Annotated in this window: 18 protein-coding genes and 1 pseudogene; 8 read left to right on the top strand and 11 right to left on the bottom strand. The window is 66.0% G+C overall.

Going from position 1 to position 20370, the window contains the following annotated elements; translation table 11 throughout:
* The first annotated feature begins 220 nt into the window (after positions 1-220).
* The 3 genes from RTH46_RS10760 to RTH46_RS10750 are packed head-to-tail and all read left to right on the top strand — an operon-like array spanning position 221 to position 1475.
* Positions 221-769, top strand: a complete 549-nt coding sequence (locus RTH46_RS10760) for a chalcone isomerase family protein (protein WP_153785962.1) — start codon at positions 221-223, stop codon at positions 767-769.
* A 2-nt stretch (positions 770-771) separates the two neighbouring features.
* Positions 772-1308, top strand: a complete 537-nt coding sequence (locus RTH46_RS10755) for a DUF3833 domain-containing protein (RefSeq protein ID WP_153785961.1) — start codon at positions 772-774, stop codon at positions 1306-1308.
* Positions 1305-1475: a DUF2256 domain-containing protein gene (locus RTH46_RS10750; protein WP_153785960.1), complete on the top strand. Its 171-nt coding sequence runs from the start codon at positions 1305-1307 to the stop codon at positions 1473-1475. Before RTH46_RS10755 ends, RTH46_RS10750 begins: the two co-directional genes overlap by 4 nt.
* Here the strand turns inward: RTH46_RS10750 and RTH46_RS10745 are convergent.
* The 7 genes from RTH46_RS10745 to RTH46_RS10715 all read right to left on the bottom strand — a co-directional run bounded on the left by RTH46_RS10745 (position 1425) and on the right by RTH46_RS10715 (position 7054).
* Positions 1425-1913 (bottom strand): DUF2878 domain-containing protein, encoded by a 489-nt coding sequence (locus tag RTH46_RS10745; protein ID WP_153785959.1) that lies wholly within the window; start codon positions 1911-1913, stop codon positions 1425-1427. The two genes, RTH46_RS10750 and RTH46_RS10745, sit on opposite strands and share 51 nt — an antisense overlap.
* 2 nt (positions 1914-1915) lie before the next feature.
* The gene (locus tag RTH46_RS10740) at positions 1916-3175 is read right to left on the bottom strand and encodes a cyclopropane-fatty-acyl-phospholipid synthase family protein (protein ID WP_316905661.1); all 1260 of its coding nucleotides are present in this window, start codon (positions 3173-3175) and stop codon (positions 1916-1918) included.
* On the bottom strand, positions 3150-3962 hold the full coding sequence (locus tag RTH46_RS10735) for a DUF1365 domain-containing protein (protein WP_316905660.1): 813 nt from the start codon (positions 3960-3962) through the stop codon (positions 3150-3152). Before RTH46_RS10735 ends, RTH46_RS10740 begins: the two co-directional genes overlap by 26 nt.
* Complete coding sequence (locus RTH46_RS10730; protein ID WP_153785956.1) at positions 3959-5206, bottom strand: NAD(P)/FAD-dependent oxidoreductase; 1248 nt, start codon at positions 5204-5206, stop codon at positions 3959-3961. Before RTH46_RS10730 ends, RTH46_RS10735 begins: the two co-directional genes overlap by 4 nt.
* 6 nt (positions 5207-5212) lie before the next feature.
* Positions 5213-5965, bottom strand: a complete 753-nt coding sequence (locus tag RTH46_RS10725) for an SDR family NAD(P)-dependent oxidoreductase (RefSeq protein ID WP_153785955.1) — start codon at positions 5963-5965, stop codon at positions 5213-5215.
* Positions 5962-6384, bottom strand: coding sequence for a nuclear transport factor 2 family protein (locus RTH46_RS10720; protein WP_153785954.1), 423 nt, complete (start codon positions 6382-6384; stop codon positions 5962-5964). Before RTH46_RS10720 ends, RTH46_RS10725 begins: the two co-directional genes overlap by 4 nt.
* A gap of 223 nt (positions 6385-6607) precedes the next feature.
* Complete coding sequence (locus tag RTH46_RS10715) at positions 6608-7054, bottom strand: PAS domain-containing protein (protein ID WP_316905659.1); 447 nt, start codon at positions 7052-7054, stop codon at positions 6608-6610.
* Positions 7055-7173: 119 nt separating this feature from the next.
* Between RTH46_RS10715 and RTH46_RS10710 the strand changes: the two genes are divergently transcribed.
* Positions 7174-8073 (top strand): MerR family transcriptional regulator, encoded by a 900-nt coding sequence (locus tag RTH46_RS10710; RefSeq protein WP_316905658.1) that lies wholly within the window; start codon positions 7174-7176, stop codon positions 8071-8073.
* A 29-nt stretch (positions 8074-8102) separates the two neighbouring features.
* Here RTH46_RS10710 and RTH46_RS10705 read toward each other — a convergent pair whose 3' ends face one another.
* Positions 8103-9854, bottom strand: a complete 1752-nt coding sequence (locus tag RTH46_RS10705) for an SH3 domain-containing protein (RefSeq protein ID WP_316905657.1) — start codon at positions 9852-9854, stop codon at positions 8103-8105.
* A 507-nt stretch (positions 9855-10361) separates the two neighbouring features.
* Positions 10362-11726: a chromate efflux transporter gene (gene chrA, locus RTH46_RS10700; protein WP_316905656.1), complete on the bottom strand. Its 1365-nt coding sequence runs from the start codon at positions 11724-11726 to the stop codon at positions 10362-10364.
* Between the two features lie 369 nt (positions 11727-12095).
* Between chrA and RTH46_RS10695 the strand changes: the two genes are divergently transcribed.
* Positions 12096-13997: a potassium transporter Kup gene (locus RTH46_RS10695; protein WP_316905655.1), complete on the top strand. Its 1902-nt coding sequence runs from the start codon at positions 12096-12098 to the stop codon at positions 13995-13997.
* 97 nt (positions 13998-14094) lie between these two features.
* Entirely contained in the window at positions 14095-14748 is a 654-nt protein-coding gene (locus RTH46_RS10690) for an SMI1/KNR4 family protein (RefSeq protein WP_316905654.1), read from the top strand.
* 67 nt (positions 14749-14815) lie between these two features.
* On the opposite strand, the gene RTH46_RS10685 is transcribed toward RTH46_RS10690, so the two are convergent.
* Both RTH46_RS10685 and soxR read right to left on the bottom strand, forming a co-directional pair.
* A complete protein-coding gene (locus RTH46_RS10685) occupies positions 14816-15586 on the bottom strand; it encodes an SDR family NAD(P)-dependent oxidoreductase (protein ID WP_153785948.1) in 771 nt (256 codons plus the stop codon).
* Positions 15587-15629: 43 nt separating this feature from the next.
* A complete protein-coding gene (gene soxR, locus RTH46_RS10680) occupies positions 15630-16079 on the bottom strand; it encodes a redox-sensitive transcriptional activator SoxR (protein ID WP_347881692.1) in 450 nt (149 codons plus the stop codon).
* A 118-nt stretch (positions 16080-16197) separates the two neighbouring features.
* On the opposite strand from soxR, the gene RTH46_RS10675 reads away from it, so the two are divergent.
* Both RTH46_RS10675 and RTH46_RS10670 read left to right on the top strand, forming a co-directional pair.
* On the top strand, positions 16198-17292 hold the full coding sequence (locus RTH46_RS10675; protein ID WP_316905653.1) for an efflux RND transporter periplasmic adaptor subunit: 1095 nt from the start codon (positions 16198-16200) through the stop codon (positions 17290-17292).
* Positions 17289-20351, top strand: a pseudogene (locus tag RTH46_RS10670) (MexW/MexI family multidrug efflux RND transporter permease subunit); the annotation flags it as partial. The gene RTH46_RS10675 and the pseudogene RTH46_RS10670, both read left to right, overlap by 4 nt.
* Between the last annotated feature and the right edge of the window lie 19 nt (positions 20352-20370).

The raw sequence follows: 20370 nt of genomic DNA, 5'->3' as shown, positions 1-20370 counted from the left end.
TATCAAAACCAACACACTAAGCCCCGACCCCGACCCCGACCCCGACCCCGACCCCGACCCCGACCCCGACCCCGACCCCGACCCCGGCCCCGGCCCCGGCCCCGACCCCGACCCCGCCTCTCACTCTCAAAAATCTATACAAAACCAAGATTTCACCTGGGCATATCTATACAAGAAAATATACTTGTACAGTATCCGCACACACCCAGGTGCTCGCGACATGCCCCCCAGCCCCGCAAGGCGAAAGCTGATCACCCTGGCCATCCTCCTGGCCCTGACCCAGCCCGCCTGCGCAGACTGGCGCACCGCCATGCCACAGACCCACTTGACCGGCAGCGGCGATTTCAGCTGGTTCGGCCTGCGCCTCTACAGCGCCCGCCTGTACAGCGCCGGCTCGCCGCAAGGCTGGAATAAGCCCTTCGCCCTAGAACTGCGCTACCACCGCGCACTGTCCCGCGACACCCTGATCGACGCCAGCCTCAGCGAAATGCGCCGCCTTGCCGCGCAGCCGCCAAGCCCGCAAACCCTCGAGCGCTGGGCAAACAACATGCGCGCCGCGTTCGTCGATGTGCGGCCGGGCATGCGCATCACCGGGCTGTACCTGCCCAGGCAAGGCTGCAGTTTCTACGTCGACGGCCAACTGCGCGCCGAGGTCGCCGACCCAGCCTTCGCCCGGGCGTTCTTCGCCATCTGGCTGGACCCGCGAGCCCGAGACCCACAGTTGCGCCAACGCCTGCTCGGGCTGGCTGAAGACGATCGTGGAGGCTGACCATGCGTAACCTTGCACTCGTGCTTGCCTGCCTGCTGCTCGGCAGTTGCGGCAATGTCGGCGTCGAACACTACCGCGGGCAGAAACCGGGCCTGGACCTGGTGGCGTTCTTTGCCACTCCGGTAGAAGCCTGGGGCATGTTCCAGAAGCGCAACGGCGAAGTGGTCAAGCGCTTCCACGTGCGCATCGACAGCCGCCGTGAAGGCGAGCGGCTGATCCTCGACGAGCACTTCGTCTACAGCGACGGCACCCGCCAGCAGCGCACCTGGACGCTCACGCCAGACGGCCCCGGGCGCTGGCGCGGGCGGGCAGGGGATGTGATCGGCGAGGCCCGTGGCGAGGTAGCGGGCAATGCGCTGCGCTGGCAATACCGCCTGGATCTGCCGGTGGATGGCAATCACTGGCAGGTGGACCTGGACGACTGGATGTACCTGATGGATAAAGACACCCTGATCAACCGCTCGAGCATGCGCAAGTTCGGCGTGGAGATCGGGCAGATCACCTTGTTCTTCCGGCGTTTGCCCCAGGCCGTCGAATGAACAAAAGCCTGTTGCCGAGCAAAGTCTGCGTGGCCTGTGGCCGGCCGTTCACCTGGCGCAAGCGCTGGGCGCGTTGCTGGCAGCAGGTGCGCTACTGCTCCGAGCGCTGCCGTCGCTCAGCGCCACGCGGCCAGGCGCAAGGCCAACGGCAAGGCGAGCGCCCATAGCGGCGCCAGTATCAGGGCCGTGGCGAGCGGGCCCAGCGGCAGGCTGACGCCCGCGAGCTGCGCACCAGCCAGATAGGCTGGCGGGCCGCCCAGTAGACCCAGCAGCACCCCGCGCCAGGCCGGTCGTGTGGCCCAGGCCAGGCTGTGGCGCAGGCCGCTGGCCAGCACCAGCCACAGCAACGCCAGCCAGCCGGGTAGCGGCCATTGCGCAAAGCTGAAGACCCCCAGCGCGCCCAGCAGGCTGTCGAGCAGGCAACCGGCAAGCGTCACGCGCAACAGCGCCCACGCTTCCCCCACGCGGTCGTGGCAACAGCGCAGGTGCAGCGCCAGCCCCACAGGTACGATCAACAGCAGCCAGGGCCGCGTTGCACCAAGCACGCAGGCCCACCAACCAGCCTGCAGCCACAGCGCATTGCCCAGCAGCCACATGCGGGGCATGTTCAGGAGCCCGGCAGCGGTGCCCGGCGTGCCTGGGGTGTGGCCCAGAGCAGTTGCGCCACACCTATTACCCGCTCCTCGAAGCCGCCCTGGCAGTAGCACAAGTAGAACTCCCACAGCCGCTGGAAGGTGTCGTCGTAACCCATTTCACTGAGCGCCCCGCGCGCCAGGCGCAGGTTGTCGCGCCAGTGGCGCAGGGTGCGTGCATAGTCCTGGCCGAAGTCCTCCATGTGCAGCAGGTTCAACGCGGTCTGCCGGCTGGCGGTGTCGAGCAGCACGCTCAGCGAGGGCAAGGCGCCGCCGGGGAAGATGTAGCGCTGGATGAAGTCCACCGAACGGCGCGCCTGGGCGTAGCGCTGGTCGCGGATGGTGATGGCCTGCAGCAGCATCAGGCCGTCGTCCTTGAGCAGCGCGGCGCACTGGCGGAAATAGGTCGGCAGGTAACGGTGGCCCACGGCCTCGATCATCTCGACCGACACCAGCTTGTCGAAGCGCCCGCGCAGGTCGCGGTAGTCCTCGCACAGCACGGTGATGCGCTGCTCCAGGCCGAGCGCCTTGACCCGCTGCAGGGTATGGCTGTACTGCGCCTGGGACAGCGTGGTGGTGGTGACCCGGCAGCCATGGCGGGTGGCGGCGTGGATGGCCAGGCTCCCCCAGCCGCTGCCGATCTCCAGCAAGTGGTCGTGGGGCTTGAGCTCGAGCTTCTGGCAGATGCGTTCGAGCTTGTTCAACTGCGCCTGTTCCAGGCTTTGCTCGGCGCTGTCGAACTGCGCGGCGGAATACATCATGGTTGGGTCGAGCAGGCGTTCGAACAGGGCATTGCCCAGGTCGTAATGGGCCAGGATATTGCGCCGCGCGCCGCGCCGGCTGTTGCGATTGAGGCTGTGCAGCAGGCGCAGGGCCGGGCGGCCGAAGCGCGCCAGGCCGCGTTCCATGGCATCGAGCACGTCGAGATTGGCGACAAACAGACGGGTCACTGCCGCCAGGTCAGGGCTGCGCCAGTAACCGTGGATATAGGCTTCGCCGGCGCCGATCGAGCCATTGCCGGCCACCATGCCCCAGGCGGCCTCGTCCAGGATCTCGACTTCGGCGTACAGCGCGCTGCCGGTTTCGCCGAAGGTCCATTGGCGGTCATTGCCGATCAGCCGCAGCTGGCCGCGGCTGATCCGGCGCAGCTGGGCCAGCACGGCGCTCCTGACCAGGCCACCGAGCAGCGGTGTCAGGCCCGCCGATTTGCTAGCGCTCAACGTGGGTTCGGGCATGTTCGGGCTCCTCGCGGGTGGTTTGGCCAAGGCGCAGCGTGCCCTGGCTTGCGCGGTGATCGTGGATGGGCGTGCGCTTGAACAGCAGGCGCAGGGCTTGCCAGTAGATGGCCGACAGCGTGCGCAGGCTCATCCACGGGAAGGCCAGCAGGTGCTGGTGCAAGGTGCTGCGGTTGAGCTCCCGGCGCTCCAGGGTCAGGTCGGCGGCAAACACCGGCTGCCCTTTGCGGCGGTTTTCCATGTGAATGCGCACTCGCTGGGCATCGAGGAAAAAGCGCAGGCGGTACTCCATGTCCAGCGGCATGAACGGCGACACATGGAAGGCCTTGGCCACGCAGAACTGTCGCGGCAGGCCTGGCTGCACCGGCAGCACGTAGTGGAAGCGTTCGCGCCAAGGGGTGTTGCGCACCTCCAGCAGGATCGCCGCGAGCTGGCCGTCGCGGTCATGGCAGAAGTAGAAACTCACCGGGTTGAACGACAGCCCCCAGCTGCGTGGCTGGGTGAGCAGGTGCACGGCGCCCTCGGGTGCCTGCCCGGTCGCTTGGCCGACCAGTTGGCGGGCGGCCTGGGCCAGCGGCATGCCGCTGCGGGTGAGGGCCGGCAGGTAGTCGCTTTCACGCCAGCACAGCGGGGCCAGGCGCGAGTGCCCGAGCCAGCGCGACAGGCCGAGCAGCCAGGGCTGTTCGGCCAGGTCCAGGTAGAACATGCCGATGCGGTAGCGAAAGGCATGCGGGCGCGGGGTCAGGCGCCGGTGGCTGACCCAGCCGCGGCACAGGCTGCTGTTCACAGGCGCTCTCCAAAGTGTTCGGCCACTTGCAGCGCGCTGACCACGCCATCCTCGTGAAAGCCGTTGGCCCAGTAAGCACCGCAGTAATAGCTGTGCTGGCGCCCCTGCAACTCGCCTTGGCGGGCTTGGGCGGCCAGCGCCGCCAGGCTGTATTGCGGGTGGGCGTACTGGAAGCGGGCGAGGATTTGCGCCGGGTCCACCAGGGCGGTCTGGTTCAGGCTTACGCAGAACGTCACCGGCGCCTCGATGCCCTGCAGGATGTTCATGGCGTAGGTCAGCGCGGCGGGGGCCTGTTCACTGCCGCCCAGGCGGTAGTTCCAGCTGGCCCAGGCCTTGCGCCGCCTTGGCAGCAGGCGGGTGTCGGTGTGCAGCAGCACATCGTTGCTGGCGTAGCGGATGGCGCCGAGCACCGCGCGCTCCTCGCTGCTGGGGGCCTCCAGCAGCGCCAGGGCCTGATCGCTGTGGCAGGCGAACACCACGTTGTCGAAGCGTTCGGTGCCGGCCGTGCTGTTCAGCGTCACGCCGCCATCGTCACGGCACACCTGCCTGACTGCGCAGTTCAGGCGAATGCGCTCGGCGAACGGCCGGCACAGCGGCGCCAGGTAACTGCGCGAACCGCCTTCGATCACCCGCCATTGCGGGCGGTGGTTGACCGACAGCAAGCCGTGGTTGCGGCAAAAGCGCACGAAGAACTGCAGCGGGAAGCCCAGCATGTCGCTGCGCGACATCGACCAGATCGCCGAGCCCATGGGCACGATGTAATGGTCGATGAAACGCTGGCCGTAGCGCTGCGTGCGCAGGTAGGCGCCAAGGGTGGTGGTGGCTTCGATGCGTTGGTTGTCCAGGTCGGCGAGGGCCTGGCGGTTGAAGCGCAGGATGTCTCGCAGCATGCCCCAGAAGCCCGGCGACAGCAGGTTGCGCCGTTGCGCGAACAGGCTGTCGAGGGTGTGGCCGTTGTACTCGAAGCCCGTGCGCGGATCGTGCACCGAAAAGCTCATCTGCGTGGGCCGCGAGGCCACCCCCAGGTAGCCCAGCAGGCGAATGAAGCTGGGGTAGGTCCAGTCGTTGAACACGATGAACCCGGTGTCCACGGCATAGTGCCGGCCGCGCCACTGCACATCGACCGTGTGGGTGTGGCCACCGATCCAGTCGGCGGCCTCGAACACCGTGACTTCATGCCGGCGCGAGAGCAGGTGGGCGCAGGTCAGGCCGGCGATGCCGCTGCCGATGATGGCGATCCGCATGTTCGGCTACCCCTGTTCACGGCGGGCCATGCGCTGGCCCAGCTTAAGGCGCCAGCGCACGGGCAGCGCGCCGAGCAGGCGCAACACGCAGGTGAACAGGCCGGGGAAGTTGATCTCCAGTGGCCGCTGCGCCAGGCGGGCGGCGATATGCCGGGCGGCGCGCTCGGCACTCCACATTTGCGGCATGGCGAAGTCGTTGCGCCGGGTAAGCGGCGTATCGACGAAGCCGGGGCTGACCAGGGTGACATCGATGCCTTGGTTGATCAGGTCGATGCGCAGCGACTCGACCAGGTAGCGCACCGCAGCCTTGGAGGCGCCGTAAGCACCGGCCCGTGGCAGCGCGAGCCAGCTTACCGAGCTGCCCACCACCACCAGATGTGGCCGTTGGCCGCGCCGCAGCAGGGGCAGGGCGGCCTGGATGCAGTGGCACAGGCCCAGCAGGTTGGTGCGCATAACCCGTTCGACCAGGGCCGGGTCGAAGTGGCCGGGCTCCAGGTACTCGCAGGTGCCGGCATTGAGGATCACCAGATCGAGGGCGCCCCAGTGCTGCTCGATAGCCGCGGCTATCTGCGCCACTTGCGGCGCTTCGCTGATATCACCGACGGCCAATAACGTCTGGCCTGCAAAGCGCTCGGCCAACGCTTGCAAGCTGCTGGCCTGGCGGCCACCCAGCGCGACCTGATGGCCTTGTTCCAGCAGGCGCAGCGCCAGGGCGGCGCCGATACCGCTGCTGGCGCCGGTCAACCAGCAGCGGTTCATGCCAGCCGGCCCTTGAGCCAGCCGATCAGCCCACCGACCACGGGCACGTGCTCGTACAGCAATGCGCCGACATCGAAGTAGTCCTGGTGAAAGTCGACCCGATCGCGCCAACGCAGGTGGGTGCAACCGTCAAGGCTGATCGGCCTTCCGCCGGCCAGGCGCGGGTGGCAAAAATGCAGGGTCCAACGCAGGTAGCCGTGGCCTGGCTGTACCTGGTCGGCGCCGTGAAAGTCGTAACGGATGTCCTGCACGTTGGCGTACAGCGTGGCGAAGTAGGCACGCAGGGCGGGCAGGCCCTCGATCTGGTGCAATGGGTCGCGGAAGGTCACCGCTTCGCTGTACAGCTCGTCGAGCCGCTGGAGGTTGCCAGCGTGCAAGCCGGCAAAGCGTTCGGCGAAGGTTTGCAGGTAGTCGGACATGCGCGGCTCCAGGCAATCCTGTACACGGAACGATTTTTGTACAGGTATATCTGAAGCCTATGTGTAAAACTGTACAAGTCAACCAAATTGTATAGTTTTAGAGGGGCGCCTAGAACGTGGGAGCGGGCTTGCCCCGCGAAGGGCCAGGCCAGGGAATCACAAGTTTAATGGCACCGGCTTCGCCGGTGATCGCGGGGCAAGCCCGCTCCCACGGGCGTGTACATCATTCGTTGCCGTTCGATAGCTGCTGGCGCAGGTGCGCCACCTCGGCTTCGAGCTCGCGGACCTTCTGCTCGGCGGATACCTGTGCACTGACGTCGCGCTGAATGCCGATGAAGTAGGTCAACTGGTCGGCCTCGTTGTGGACCGGGGTGATCGACAGTTCGTTCCAGAACAGGCTGCCGTCCTTGCGGTAGTTGCGCAGCACTTCGCGGCAAGGGCGGCCGTCGCGGATCGCCTCGCGGATGGCGGCAAGCCCTGACTGGTCATGGTCCTGGCCCTGCAGGAAGCGGCAGTCCTGGTAGAGGATGTCGTCGACGGCATAGCCGGTCAGGCGTTCGAACGCCGGGTTGGCATAAATCAGGATGCTGTCGCTGCCTTCCTGTTCGGCGACGACGATGCCGTCGTTGGAGGTTTCGACCATCAGTTGCAGAAGCTTTGCATCGATCATGTGGACCTCGGGTAATGGTGGCGTGCGCGCTGGCGCCATGATGACGCACGAACGCTCGGCGAAAAAGGCGGGGATGGGTTTAGAATGGCGTCCCCGGCCCCTAGATCCCCACGTGCCCGATGACCGAAGCGATTTCCCCTGATTTGCTGCCCATGCGCGATGTGGTGAGCCTGACCGGCATCAACCCGGTGACCCTGCGCGCCTGGGAGCGCCGCCACGGGCTGATTAGCCCCCAGCGCACCGAAGGCGGCCATCGCCTGTACACCCCCGAGGATGTACAGCGCATCCGCGACATCCTGCACTGGACGGGCAGCGGCCTGCCGATCAGCAAGGTCGGCGAGTTGCTGGCCCGTCAGCACGAGCAGGGGCCCCGGGCGGTCGAGCAGGGCAGCGATGCCTTCGACGACTGGCGCGCTGCCGTGCTGCGGGCCACCCAGGCCTTCGATGGGCAGGCGCTCGAGGCCCTGCATGGCCAGGTGTTCACCTTGTTCCCCAAAACCGTCGCACTGCGCGAAGTGCTGATGCCGGTGTGGCACCAGTTGGCTGCGGGCACCGCGTTCGGCCAACGCAGCCAGTGGCTGTTCCTCGATACATTCCTGCGCGCTCGGCTGTTGCTGCGCCTGCAACTGAACCAGCCAGCCGCGCCGCGCGTGCTGTTGAGCGCAGCCAATGGCATTAGCGAGTTGGAACTGCTGTGCAGCGCCCTGTTGCTGGGTGGGGAACAGCAGCGTATCGAGGTGCTCGGCAACGCCCAGCCGCTGGATGAGCTGCCGCTGCTGTGCGTGGCCATGCGCCCGGCGGCACTGGTGATCAGGGTGCAGGGCCCGATCAGCCCGGCCCTGGCCACGCGGTTGCGCACCCTGCAGATGGAAATCGCCTGCCCAATGGCGTTGCTGGGCGACGGCCTGGCCGAGTTTGCGCCGCTGTTGCAGGGCATTCCGCTGGCGCTGCTGGAAGGGCAGGGCGCCGAGGCCGGGCCCAAGCTTGCGGCCTTGCTCAGGGGCGCACTGGAGCTGTAAACGCTCCACTTCTCCAGTAGCGTCTCGGGCTAGGCATGCAGCCAGAACGCGAATTCGGCGAACTGCTCGCCGTTCCACCAGTTAGCGGTCCCGCGGCCATATTGGAAGTTCTTGGCGCCGGCCTGGCTCTGCAGCGGCGCGATGACATTGCCGGCCGTGTCGCGGCGCGCGGATTGCTCGGCGGTTTCGGGCACGATCATGACGATGTGCCCCGACCGGCCATCTTCCTTGCGCCGCGCGACGATGAGGCCGATGGCGCCCTGGTTGGCCTCGGCCTGCAGGGTGGTCAGCGTGCCGGTCTGACGCCAGCCGAACCCAGGGCCGAAATCACGCAGCCACCTGAACAGGTCGTTGGCGCGCATTTCCCGCAGGGTGTCGCCGATCAGTGGCGTGACCTGTTGGCCTGCGGCCAGCTTGAGCAGGGCCGGCGTACTCCACCAGCAGCGCGGCAGGTAGGCACCGGCGAGCAGGCAGTAGTCGTGGGCGTAGATGTTGCAGAAGGTCAGCCCGTCATGCGGCTGGTACCGAAGGTGTGCCGTGTTGTCGACGGCCAGCCATTGGATGATGGCTGCCAGCGACTCACGCAACTCGCCTGCGCTGGTGCCCTGGCGGGTTGGCTGCCTGGCTTCGTTGAGCGAATGGGCGTCAGCCGGGTTGGCCCGGCGGGTGACCACGCCGTTCTTGCGCGGCATGAACACGGCGGGGATAGCGGAGCCGCCTGGCAGGCTCGGCAACCGGGCGTTCTGGTCTTGCACGGTGCTGGGTTGAGGGGAGGGCTGGGTGATCTCGATCACCGCGTCGTCAGCTGCCGGCACCAGGAAACGCTTGGCGCAGAAACCGCGCACGCGTGCGCCGGACAAACTGGTTTCGATGCTGACGAAGCCGTTTTCAGCCGTTTTGCTCAACACCCGTACCGGATGGCCATCCGGCAGGTTCGCCACGACGTTGGCCTGTGCCGGGGTACTGATGAAGGGTTGGCTGCGCACCCGCAGCATGCCTTCGCGGGTATCCACCCGCATCGCCGTACCCATGCCGGAAAGCGGGCTGGGCGCTGCCACGATGGCCTGGCCGGGTGCTGGCGCGGGCAGGGCGGGCTGTGCCGGGTCGGTCGCTACCGTGTGGCACAGGCGAATGAAGTCGAACAGGTTCTCTCCATAGAAGCGATCATCGCTCTTGTGGCCCTGCTTCAACCCTTTCGAGGGGACGAAACCACCGGTGTTGTAGACGATGCCGACCTGGGCGAATTCCAGGTCGCTGAGCGGTTGCCGGCGCTGCTCGAAGCCCAGTTGCCGAAGTGCGCCCTTGAGTTCATCCATCGCGCGGCCAAGGGAGCCGCTGAAGGTCGCCCAGTGGCGGTCGAGAAAGAAATCGGGCTCGGGCTTGAAGAACTGCAGGTCCAGCTGGAACACGCCATAGCCGTGGCAGAACTTGTTGGGTTTCTTGGCCACGTCCTGGTAACCCGGCACGAACCTGGCCATGTCCACCAGTGCCTGGTGGCCCATGGCGAACATCAGGTCGCCACGCGGGCGCAGCAGCAGTTCGGCCTTGTTGCGCGGGAAGGCCTTGCGCCCGGCGGTGTCGTCCAGCGTATCGCCGACGCACAGCGCGGTGACCTGGGGCAAGGGCAGCTTGGCCTTGCGCAGGAACGGCCAGATGCTGCCGGTTTCCTGGCAGGCCAGTGCGGTGAGGTGGTCCACCGTCAAGGGCGTGCCGATGATCGCCTGGGCCATGTCCTGCTGAAACTGCTCCTTGAACCAGCGAATATCCTGAGTGCCTGGCATGTCAGAACCCTCCGGTGAAGGGGCGGTTGCGGAAGGTGCGGGGGTATTGCTCAGGGGCGGGGCAATCGCCATGGCTGAGCGCACAGGGCGTGAGGCGTATGGAGGGGGCGGGCAGATGATGGTCGGCACGCTGCGGTGCGTGCTCATACGCCGTTGGAAGCACAAAAGGCGACATGAACGTCTCCCTGAAACAAGTTCCGTCTAGCGAACTGCTCAGGGTCGTCGTTTACCCTTCTCTGGGCGAGATAGCTGCGCATGAAAGGACCGCGCGGCCGCAATCCAGATCGGGCCGTGCGGGCGAAACGTTTCAACGCTACTGATTGAAGTCAAGTCAATGGCGCTGAAAAAGCAAGGCAGTGGGGTAATGCCGGTCAGTTAAGCCAATTGGGGCTGCTTTGCAGCCCTTCGCGGGTAAATCGCAGCGGCGAACCGCCGCTCCCACAGGATCGTCAAGCAACGAGTGCCGGGCGTGCCGACCAGGTCCGGGCTGATGCAGCGCCTGTGCGGTCACCCCCGCAACAGGTGCACCGCCAGGCCTGCCAAGGCACAGGCGAGCAGCACTTGAATCACCCCTCGGTGCCAGCGGAACAATGCCAGCGTCGCGCCCGCCGCAATCAGCGCCGAAGGCCAGTCGAATGCCCCGGCGAAGCCGTTGGGCCACATCACGTGGTAGCCGAAGAACAGCGCCAGGTTGAGGATCACGCCCACGACGGCAGCCGTGATCGCGGTCAGTGGCGCCGTGAAGCGCATTTCGCCGTGGGTGGACTCCACCAACGGGCCGCCGGCCAGGATGAACAGGAACGACGGCAGGAAGGTGAACCAGGTGACCAGGCTTGCCGCGACCGCCCCGGCAAGCAACGGATGGTCGGCACCGAACATTGGTTGCAGGTAGCCACCGACGAAGCCGACGAACGCCACCACCATGATCAGCGGCCCTGGCGTGGTTTCCCCCAGCGCCAGGCCATCGATCATCTGCGTGGGCGACAGCCAGCCGTAATGGCCGACAGCCCCCTGGTACACGTAGGGCAACACTGCGTAGGCACCGCCGAAGGTCAACAGGGCGGCTTTGGTAAAGAACCAGCCCATTTGCGTCAGGGTGCCGTCCCAGCCGAATGCCAGGGTCAGCAGTCCCATGGGCAGCAGCCATAGCGCGGCGCCAATCAGCATCAGGCGCAGCAGGTGCCGCCAACGAAAACGCGCATGTTCGGGGGGCGGCGTATCGTCATCGATCAGCGCCGGCCCGTAGTGATGGCGGGCGGCGCCCTGACCGCCACCGATGACGAAGGTGCCGGGGGCCAGTCGCCCGCCCGCATAGCCGACTATGGCGGCCACCAGCACGATCAGCGGGAAGGGCACATTCAGGGCGAAAATGGCCACGAACGACGCGCCGGCGATGGCCCACAACCCGCCGTTTTTCAGCGCGCGCGAGCCGATGCGGTGGGCCGCATGCAACACGATCGCGGTCACCGCAGGCTTGATGCCGTAAAAGATGCCGGCCACCACCGGCACTTCGCCAAAGGCCAGGTAGACCCACGACAAGCCGATCAGGATGAACAGCGACGGCAGCACGAACAGGGCGCCGGCAATCACGCCGCCCCAGGCGCGGTGCATCAGCCAGCCAATGTAGGTGGCCAATTGCTGGGCCTCGGGGCCGGGCAGCAACATGCAGTAGTTCAGTGCGTGCAGGAAGCGTTTTTCGCTGATCCAGCGCCGGCGCTCCACCAGCTCCTGGTGCATGATCGCGATCTGCCCGGCAGGCCCGCCAAAGCTGATGAAGCCCAATTTGAGCCAGAAGCGCAGGGCTTCGGCCAGGCTTATCGGCGGCCTGGCCGCGAGTGGCTGTTCGCTGACCGGCGTGCTGCCTTCACTCATTGTCGATGTCCTCGTGTGGCAAAACCGTCAGCCGGGGTCGCTCACCTTCGGCTGCCGAGCGGCGCAGTGGGTGGTGAGGGTTGCGCAGGACATTAATCGATATCTGCTCGAAGTCGAAAGCCCGGTTTCACTGGACGACCCACATCCGCGGTGTCCATCAGCCGTGGCGATTGGCCTGGTGGCGTGGATGCCGTGCTTTTTTACGCTCTTTTTACGGCCGGCCAGATCGCGTGCAAGGATACTGGCCGCCTCTGCTGCCCGGTCCGCAGGGCCTCAGGCAGGTAGCCGGGGGCGGAGCGGGCGCCACGCGAGGTCGTCATGCACAGGGAGGGCAGGCGCTTTCCACCTGCCAGCCCAGAGACGTCATCCGTGAGCCAGAGCGTTACCGCTGCAACCCCAACCCACCCCGGCAAGACCACCGCCATCGGCACCCTCGTTGCCGCGGTCGGCGTGGTCTATGGCGACATCGGCACCAGCCCGTTGTACACCCTCAAGGAAGTCTTCGCCGGCCACTACGGCGTCCAGGCCAATACCGCCGGTGTGCTCGGCGTGTTGTCGCTGGTGTTCTGGTCGTTGATCTGGGTGGTGTCGATCAAGTACGTGCTGTTCATCCTGCGGGCCAGCAACCAGGGCGAAGGCGGCATCATGGCCCTGACCGCACTGGCGCACCGGGCCGCGGCGCCCTATGCGCGCCTGGGCAAGGGGCTGGTGCTGCTGGGGCTGTTCGGCGCCGCGTTGTTCTACGGCGACAGCATGATCACTCCGGCGATATCGGTGCTTTCGGCGGTGGAGGGCTTGCAACTGGCCTTCGACGGGATCGAGCACTGGGTGGTGCCGTTGTCGGTGGTGGTGCTGGTGGCGCTGTTCGTCATCCAGAAGCACGGCACCGCGCGCATCGGTATCCTGTTCGGGCCGATCATGGTGCTGTGGTTCGTCGTGCTTGGGGCGCTTGGCGTGCATGGCATCGCCCAGCGCCCCGAGGTGCTGCAGGCGCTCAACCCGGCATGGGCCGTGCAGTTCTTCGTGGTCCACCCTGGCATGGGCGTGGCCATCCTGGGCGCCGTGGTGCTGGCGTTGACCGGCGCCGAAGCGCTATATGCCGACATGGGCCACTTCGGCCGCAAGCCCATCGCCAGGGCCTGGTTCCTGCTGGTGCTGCCGGGGCTGGTGCTGAACTACTTCGGCCAGGGCGCGCTGATCCTTGGCAACCCGGAGGCGGTGCGCAACCCGTTCTATCTGCTCGCCCCCGACTGGGCCCTGCTGCCCATGGTCGGGCTGGCCACGCTGGCCACCATCATCGCCTCCCAGGCGGTGATCTCCGGCGCCTTCTCCCTTACTCGCCAGGCCATCCAGCTCGGTTATGTGCCGCGCATGTTCATCCAGCACACCTCCAGCGAAGAGCAGGGGCAGATCTACATCGGCATGGTCAACTGGGCGTTGATGGTCGGCGTGGTATTGCTTGTGGTGGGCTTCGAGTCGTCCAGTGCATTGGCCGCCGCCTATGGCGTTGCGGTGACCGGCACCATGCTGATCACCACCTTGCTGGCCTCGGCGGTGGTGCTTTTGCTGTGGAAGACGCCACGCTGGTTGGCGATCCCGCTGTTGCTGGGCTTTCTGCTGGTAGACAGCCTGTACTTTGCCGCCAACGCCCCGAAGATCCTGCAAGGCGGTGCGTTCCCGGTGATCGCCGGGGTTGCCCTGTTCGTGCTGATGACCACCTGGAAGCGCGGGCGCAGGCTTATCGTCGAGCGGCTCGACGAAGGCGCGCTGCCACTGGACCTGTTCATCGCCAGCCTGCAGTACCAGCCACCCCACCGGGTCACGGGCACGGCGGTGTTCCTCAGCGCCAGGCCCGAAGCGGTGCCGCACGCGCTGCTGCACAACCTGCTGCACAACCAGGTGTTGCACGAGCAGGTGGTGCTGCTGACGGTGGTGTTCGAGGACGAACCGCGGGTCAGCGCTGGCAAGCGTTTCGAGGTCGAAGCCTTCGGTGAGGGTTTCTTCCGGGTAAGCCTGCATTTCGGTTTCATGGAAGAGCCCAACGTGCCTCTGGCCCTGAGCCGCTGCCAGCGCGACGACCTTGAGTTCGCCGCCATGCGTACCACTTATTTCCTCAGCCGGGAAACCGTCATCGCCAGCAAGCGCATGGGCATGGCCAGGTGGCGTGAACACTTGTTCGCGTTCTTGCTCAAGAACGCCAACAGCAACCTCAAGTACTTCCAGTTGCCGCTGAACCGGGTGATCGAGCTCGGGACGCAAGTGGAGATGTGAGCTGATCGGCGAGTTCAAACCCTCGGGCCGGGTAGTTTTGACCGCGGTGTGCCCAGTCCTGCTCTATGCTGAAGCCTTCGTCCATAGGGAGTCTGTGATGAAAGCGACGTTAGAGCGACTGGATAAGTGGTTGCAAGGCAACCTGGACGAAGTACATGCCGACCTGGCGCCAGGCTGCTCGGAGGCCGCGCTGGCCGAGTTCGAAGCGCTGGTAGGACGGGCCTTTCCAGAGGGCTTGAAAGCACTCTACCGATGGCATGACGGGCAAAAAGGCAAGGCGGGCACAGGCCCGTTCTTTGGGCTGACTTTCCTGCCTTTGGCAGAGGCCCTCAAACACTGGGCGTCGTGGAAGGACCTGGTCGAGGAGTGGTCTGACGAAGACATGGCGGCGGCTAGCGACTTCTGCACCTCGGCACGGCCCGGCGCCATCAAGCCATCCTATGCCAATCGCTACTGGATTCCGTTTGCCTACGACTATGGCGGCAATCATCTGGGAGTGGACCTGGACCCTGCAGAGCACGGCAGCGTGGGGCAGGTCATCAACTTTGGTCGCGACGAAGAAGAGAAATTCGTGGTGGCCAGTTCTGTGGAGGCCTTTGTGGAGTGGCTGGTCGAGCAGTTCGAGACTGGCAATGTGGCGATCAGGGTGGAGGATGATGGGGCGCGCAGCCTGAATACCAAGGTGCCGGAGCTGCATCACTTTCTGGATTCTGTGCAGGTGCTGTTTGCCGAGCAGCGGCCGGGCGGGTGATGGGCTAGCGCCTGCCTTGCAATCGCATGTGGGCCAACAAGCGGTCTTGTACGTGGCCACGGTCGCCTCACCAGTCAACCGACTTCCCATCCCAAGCCCAGAACGTCCCACTGTCCTCCGGCCCATGACTGCCCACCAACTGCAAGATGCACTGCGCAGCAAAGGCCGGCTCGAACAGCTTGCCCGGTGCCACGTTGGCCTGGAATGGTCGTGACAGCCGGGTATCGGTGGTACCGGGGTGAATGGCCAGCACCGTCGCCGCCGGGTTCAGCCGCCTGAGTTCGATACTGGCGGTGCGCAGCAACTGGTTGAGCGCCGCCTTGCTGGCCCGGTAGCTGTACCAGCCGCCCAAGCGGTTGTCGCCGATCGACCCGACCCGCGCCGACAGCGCGGCGAAGGTGACGGGTTGGTGGCGGAGCAAAGGCAGCAAATGCTTGAGCAGCAGAATCGGGGCGAAGGCATTGGTGGCGAAACTGGCCTGCAGGCTGGCAAGGTCCAGTTGTGCCAGCGACTTCTCTGCCCGTGCCGGTGCGTCGTGCAGTACGCCCAGGGTGCAGAGCACCAGGTGCAGGTGCGGGCAGGTGGCGCTCACTTGCCGTGCCAGGTTTTCCAGCGCGTGTTCGTCACGGGCGTCGCAGTCGATGCGGGTCAGGCGTTGGCCGTGTTGCCGGGCCAGGGCTGCCAGCTCCGGTGATTGGTTTGCCTGGCGCGAAACGGCAAAGACTTGCACGACGTCATCGCGTGCCAGCAACTGCGTGCACAGCGCCAGGCCGATGCCTTGGCTGGCGCCGCAGACCAGGGCGTTGGCTGATCCGGGCAGATCGGTGATCAGACTCACAGGAACCTCCGGCTACGTGTGGGCGGTTGAGCCACCCTCGCCATCAAGACTCGCTGGCTGTCCGGCTGCCGTTTTCGAGGATCCTGGGGCCGGCACCTTCCTGGCCCAGCACATCACCCGGGTTGCGCAATGGGCAATCCTCCAGCGACAGGCAACCGCAACCAATGCAATTGTCGAGGCTGTCGCGCAGGGCTTCCAGCGTGCGTATACGTGCGTTCAGGTCCTCTCGCCAGGCCGATGACATTTCACCCCACTGGGCGGCGGTGAGCTTGCTGTTGGGGGCGTAGCGGCCCAGGGCACGCTTGATTTCCTCAAGGGGAATACCCGTGCGCTGCGCCACCTTGATGATGGCGATGGTGCGCAGTACCAGCGCGGGGAAGCGCCGCTGGTTGCCCGCCGTGCGGGTGCTGGCGATCAGCCCCTTGGCCTCGTAGAAGTGCAGCGTGGACACCGGTACGCCGCTGCGTCGGGTGACTTCCCCCACGGTAAGCAAGCGGGTGCTGTCGCTGGTTGTTTTCGCTGCCACGGTTGTTGACCTCAAGTTAAGTTGAGCTCTTATAGTCCCGTCCGATCTTTCCCGCAATCGTTTCCCCTGATGATCGGAGCCATGGATGAACAAGCGGACCATGATGGCCGGGGCCGTGCTGGCCTGTGTGCTGGCCGGTGCATACACCCTCACGCGCAGCGATTCGGCAGCTCCGTCCGCGGCGGCCTGGCCGGCGACCAAGGTTGCCCTGGCCACGGCCGAGCAGGTCGAGCTGGCGCGCCAGCGTTTTGCCTCGGGCGAGCTGGAGGCGGTCAATCAGGTGCAAGTGGCGGCGGAGGCAGCGGGGCGCGTTACCCGCATCGCCTTCGAGTCCGGGCAGGCGGTCAGCGCCGGGCAGTTGCTGGTGCAACTCAACGATGCCCCTGAGCAGGCCCTGCGCCTGCAGTTGCGCGCCAAGCTGCGCAATGCCGAAGTGGCGTTGCTGCGTGCGCGCAAGCTGCGGGTGATGAATGCCGTCTCCCAGGAGCTGCTCGACAACGCGGCGACCGTGGTGGATGTGGCCAGCGGCGAGCTGCAGCATGTCGAAGCACTGATCGCGCAGAAGGCCATCCGCGCACCCTTTGCCGGCAGGATCGGCATTCGCCGGGTGCATCAGGGCCAGTACCTGGGAGCCGGCGAGACCATCGCCAGCCTGGCGGATGCCCGCCAGCTGCAGGTCAACTTCTCGCTGGGCGAGGAGGCCACGCCTGCGCTGCGCGTTGGGCAACGGCTGACACTGAGCGTGGATGCTGTGCCGGGGCGTGATTTCCAGGCTCAGGTGGTCGCCGTCGATCCGCTGGTCAGCAAGGCGCGCCTGGTCCAGGTGCAGGCCACCCTGGGCAACCCGGACGGGCAGTTGCAGCCGGGCATGTACACCGGCGTACGCCTGGAGGCGGCGCAGCCGTCAAGGGTGCTGGCCGTGCCGGAAACCGCGATTACCTATACCGCCTACGGACAGACGGTGTTCATCGCCACCCAGGACCCGGTGCATGGCACCCGTGTCAGCCGGGTACGGGTCACCACCGGCGAGCGCTGGCAGGGCCGGGTGGAAATCCTCTCTGGCCTGGCGCCAGGTGACCGGGTGGTGGTTTCCGGCCAGTTGAAGCTGGGCGACGGCATGCAGGTCGAGCCGGTGGCCCAGGACAGCCTCCAGGACGTGCAAGGGAGCCGGCAATCGTGAGGTTCACCGATCACTTCGTACGCCGCCCGGTGCTGGCGCTGGTGGTCAGCAGCCTGATCATCCTGATCGGGCTGTTTGCCATGGGCAAGCTGCCGATCCGCCAGTACCCGCTACTGGCAAGCTCGACCATCACCATCAGCACCGAATACCCCGGTGCCTCCGCCGAGCTGATGCAGGGCTTTGTCACCCAGCCGATCACTCAGGCCGCCTCTTCGGTCGAGGGCGTCGACTACATGACCTCGTCCTCCCAGCAGGGGCGCAGCCTGATCACCCTGCGCATGGTGCTCGACCGTGACCCGGCCCAGGCGTTGGCCGAGACCATGGCCAAGGTCAACCAGGTGCGCTACCGCTTGCCGGAAAAAGCCTATGACCCGGTGGTGGAACTGTCGGCAGGCGACTCGACGGCAGTGGCTTATGTGGGCTTTGCCAGCGACAGCCTGTCGATCCCCGAGCTGAGCGACTACCTGGCGCGGGTGGTCGAGCCGCAGTTTTCTGGCATCGACGGCGTGGCCAAGGTGCAGTCCTTTGGCGGGCGACGCCTGGCCATGCGCCTGTGGCTGGACAGCGAGCGCATGGCCGGGCGTGGGGTGACGGCCGCCGATGTGGCGCAGGCGGTGCGCGCCAACAACTACCAGGCGACGCCGGGGCAGGTGCGCGGGCAGTACGTGCTGGCCGATATCCAGGTCGATACCGACCTGACCCGTATCGAGGGCTTCCGTGACCTGGTCATCCGCAACGATGGCACGGACCTGGTGCGTCTGCGGGATGTGGGGACTGTCGAACTGGACGCGGCGGCCACCCAGACCAGCGCGACCATGGATGGCCGGCCTGCGGTGCACCTGGGCTTGTTCCCCACGCCGTCGGGCAACCCCCTGGTGATCGTCGAAGGTATCCGCCAGTTGCTGCCGCAGATCCAGCAAACCCTGCCGCCCGGGGTGACGGTGGCGCTGGCCTATGAAACCGCGCGCTTCATCGACGCCTCGATCGACGAGGTGCTGCGCACGCTGGTCGAGGCCATGCTGATCGTCGTGCTGGTGATCTGGTTGTGCCTGGGGTCGCTACGCAGCGTGGTGATCGCGGTGGTGGCCATCCCGCTGTCGATGCTCGGGGCGGCGGGGCTGATGCTGTTGTTCGGCTTCAGCTTGAACCTGCTGACCTTGTTGGCCATGGTCCTGGCCATCGGCCTGGTGGTGGACGATGCGATCGTGGTGGTGGAAAACGTGCACCGGCATATCGAAGAAGGCCAGACGCCGGTTGCGGCGGCCTTGGCCGGTGCGCGGGAGATCGCAGGGCCGGTGATCGCCATGACCCTGACCCTGGCGGCCGTGTATGCGCCGATCGGGATGATGGGCGGGTTGACCGGCACACTGTTCCGCGAGTTCGCCCTGACCCTGGCCGGGGCGGTGATGGTGTCCGGTGTGGTGGCATTGACTCTGTCACCGGTGATGAGCTCGCTGCTGTTGCAACCCGCCCGCCGGCACGGGGCGGGCGCGAACCGGGCCGACAGGTTCTTCGCGGTGCTGACCGGGGCCTACTCGCGGGTGCTGGCGTTCACCCTGGCGCGGCGCTGGATCGGCGGTGGGGTGGCGCTGCTGCTGTGCCTGAGCCTGCCCTGGCTGTACCTGATGCCGCAGCGCGAGCTGGCCCCGCCGGAGGACCAGGCGGCGGTACTGACGGCCATCAAGTCGCCGCAACATGCGAGCCTCGACTATGTCGAGCGCTTTGCCCTCAAGCTCGACCAAGTGATGAAGTCGATGGCGGAAACCACCGATACCTGGATCATCAATGGCACGGATGGGCCCGCGGCCAGTTTCGGCGGCATCAACCTCAGTGCCTGGGGCGCACGCGAGCGTTCCGCCGTAGAGGTCCAGGCGCAGTTGCAGCAGGCCGTCGCGGACATCGAGGGCAGCAGCATCTTCGTGTTCCAGGTGGCGTCGCTGCCGGGCTCCAGCGGTGGTTTGCCGGTGCAGATGGTGATGCGCAGCGCGCAGGATTACCCGGTGCTGTACCAGACCATGGAAACCTTCAAGCAGCGGGCCCGGGATAGCGGCCTGTTCAGCGTGGTGGACAGCGACCTCGACTACAACAATCCGGTGGTCAAGGTGAGCATCGACCGGGCCAAGGCTGCCAGCCTGGGTATCCGCATGCAGGACATCGGCGAGTCGCTGGGCGTGCTGGTGGGGGAGCAGTACCTCAACCGTTTTGCCTTGCTCGGGCGCTCCTACGATGTGATCGCGCAGAGTGTCCAGGACCAACGCTTGACGCCTGCGGCGTTGAATCGGCAGTACGTGCGGGTCGAAGGGGGAAGCCTGGTGCCGCTGTCCACGGTGGTGAAGTTGGACATCGAGGTTGCGCCGAACCGCCTGCTGCAGTTCGATCAACAGAACGCCAGCACCCTGCAGGCGATCCCCGCTCCCGGTGTCTCGATGGGCAACGCGGTGGCGTTTCTCGAACAGCTCGCCGGCGAGCTGCCGCCGGGCTTCAGCCATGACTGGCAATCGGAGTCACGCCAGTTTGTGCAGGAAGGTTTCGCCTTGATGGGGGCGTTTCTCGCGGCCCTGGTGGTGATCTACCTGGTGCTCGCCGCGCAGTACGAGAGCCTGGTGGATCCGTTGATCATTCTGGTGACCGTGCCGCTATCTATCTGCGGGGCGCTGCTGCCTTTGGCGCTGGGCTGGGCCACGCTCAACATTTACACGCAGATCGGCTTGGTTACCTTGATCGGCCTGATCAGCAAGCACGGCATCTTGATGGTGGAGTTTGCCAACGAGATCCAGGTGCGGGACAACCTCGATCGCGCATCGGCCATCCTCCATGCCGCGAAGATCCGCCTGCGGCCGGTGCTGATGACCACGGCGGCGATGACCTTTGGGGTGATCCCGCTGCTGTTCGCCAGCGGGGCCGGGGCCAACAGCCGCTTTGGGCTGGGGGTGGTGATCGTCTGCGGCATGCTGGTTGGCACATTGCTCACTTTGTTTGTGCTGCCTGCTGTCTATGTCTGGCTGGCGCGTGATCATCGGTTGACGACGTTACGCCAGCAGCAGCTGGCAGAGGCGGACCGGCGGCTTGGGGCAGGGG

The sequence above is a fragment of the Pseudomonas sp. zfem004 genome, from assembly GCF_032621715.1.
GTDB lineage: Bacteria > Pseudomonadota > Gammaproteobacteria > Pseudomonadales > Pseudomonadaceae > Aquipseudomonas > Aquipseudomonas sichuanensis.
Note: the sequence above shows the minus strand (reverse complement) of the source record. Positions and strands in the feature narration are given on the sequence as shown.

Bases quoted from the DNA above. Each gene is read 5' to 3' on its own strand.
- RTH46_RS10760 (WP_153785962.1), top strand. From the start codon at position 221: ATGCCCCCCAGCCCCGCAAGGCGAAAGCTGATCACCCTGGCCATCCTC.
- RTH46_RS10755 (WP_153785961.1), top strand. From the start codon at position 772: ATGCGTAACCTTGCACTCGTGCTTGCCTGCCTGCTGCTCGGCAGTTGC.
- RTH46_RS10750 (WP_153785960.1), top strand. From the start codon at position 1,305: ATGAACAAAAGCCTGTTGCCGAGCAAAGTCTGCGTGGCCTGTGGCCGG.
- RTH46_RS10745 (WP_153785959.1), bottom strand. From the start codon at position 1,913: ATGCCCCGCATGTGGCTGCTGGGCAATGCGCTGTGGCTGCAGGCTGGT.
- RTH46_RS10740 (WP_316905661.1), bottom strand. From the start codon at position 3,175: ATGCCCGAACCCACGTTGAGCGCTAGCAAATCGGCGGGCCTGACACCG.
- RTH46_RS10730 (WP_153785956.1), bottom strand. From the start codon at position 5,206: ATGCGGATCGCCATCATCGGCAGCGGCATCGCCGGCCTGACCTGCGCC.
- RTH46_RS10725 (WP_153785955.1), bottom strand. From the start codon at position 5,965: ATGAACCGCTGCTGGTTGACCGGCGCCAGCAGCGGTATCGGCGCCGCC.
- RTH46_RS10720 (WP_153785954.1), bottom strand. From the start codon at position 6,384: ATGTCCGACTACCTGCAAACCTTCGCCGAACGCTTTGCCGGCTTGCAC.
- RTH46_RS10715 (WP_316905659.1), bottom strand. From the start codon at position 7,054: ATGATCGATGCAAAGCTTCTGCAACTGATGGTCGAAACCTCCAACGAC.
- RTH46_RS10710 (WP_316905658.1), top strand. From the start codon at position 7,174: ATGACCGAAGCGATTTCCCCTGATTTGCTGCCCATGCGCGATGTGGTG.
- RTH46_RS10705 (WP_316905657.1), bottom strand. From the start codon at position 9,854: ATGCCAGGCACTCAGGATATTCGCTGGTTCAAGGAGCAGTTTCAGCAG.
- chrA (WP_316905656.1), bottom strand. From the start codon at position 11,726: ATGAGTGAAGGCAGCACGCCGGTCAGCGAACAGCCACTCGCGGCCAGG.
- RTH46_RS10690 (WP_316905654.1), top strand. From the start codon at position 14,095: ATGAAAGCGACGTTAGAGCGACTGGATAAGTGGTTGCAAGGCAACCTG.
- RTH46_RS10675 (WP_316905653.1), top strand. From the start codon at position 16,198: ATGAACAAGCGGACCATGATGGCCGGGGCCGTGCTGGCCTGTGTGCTG.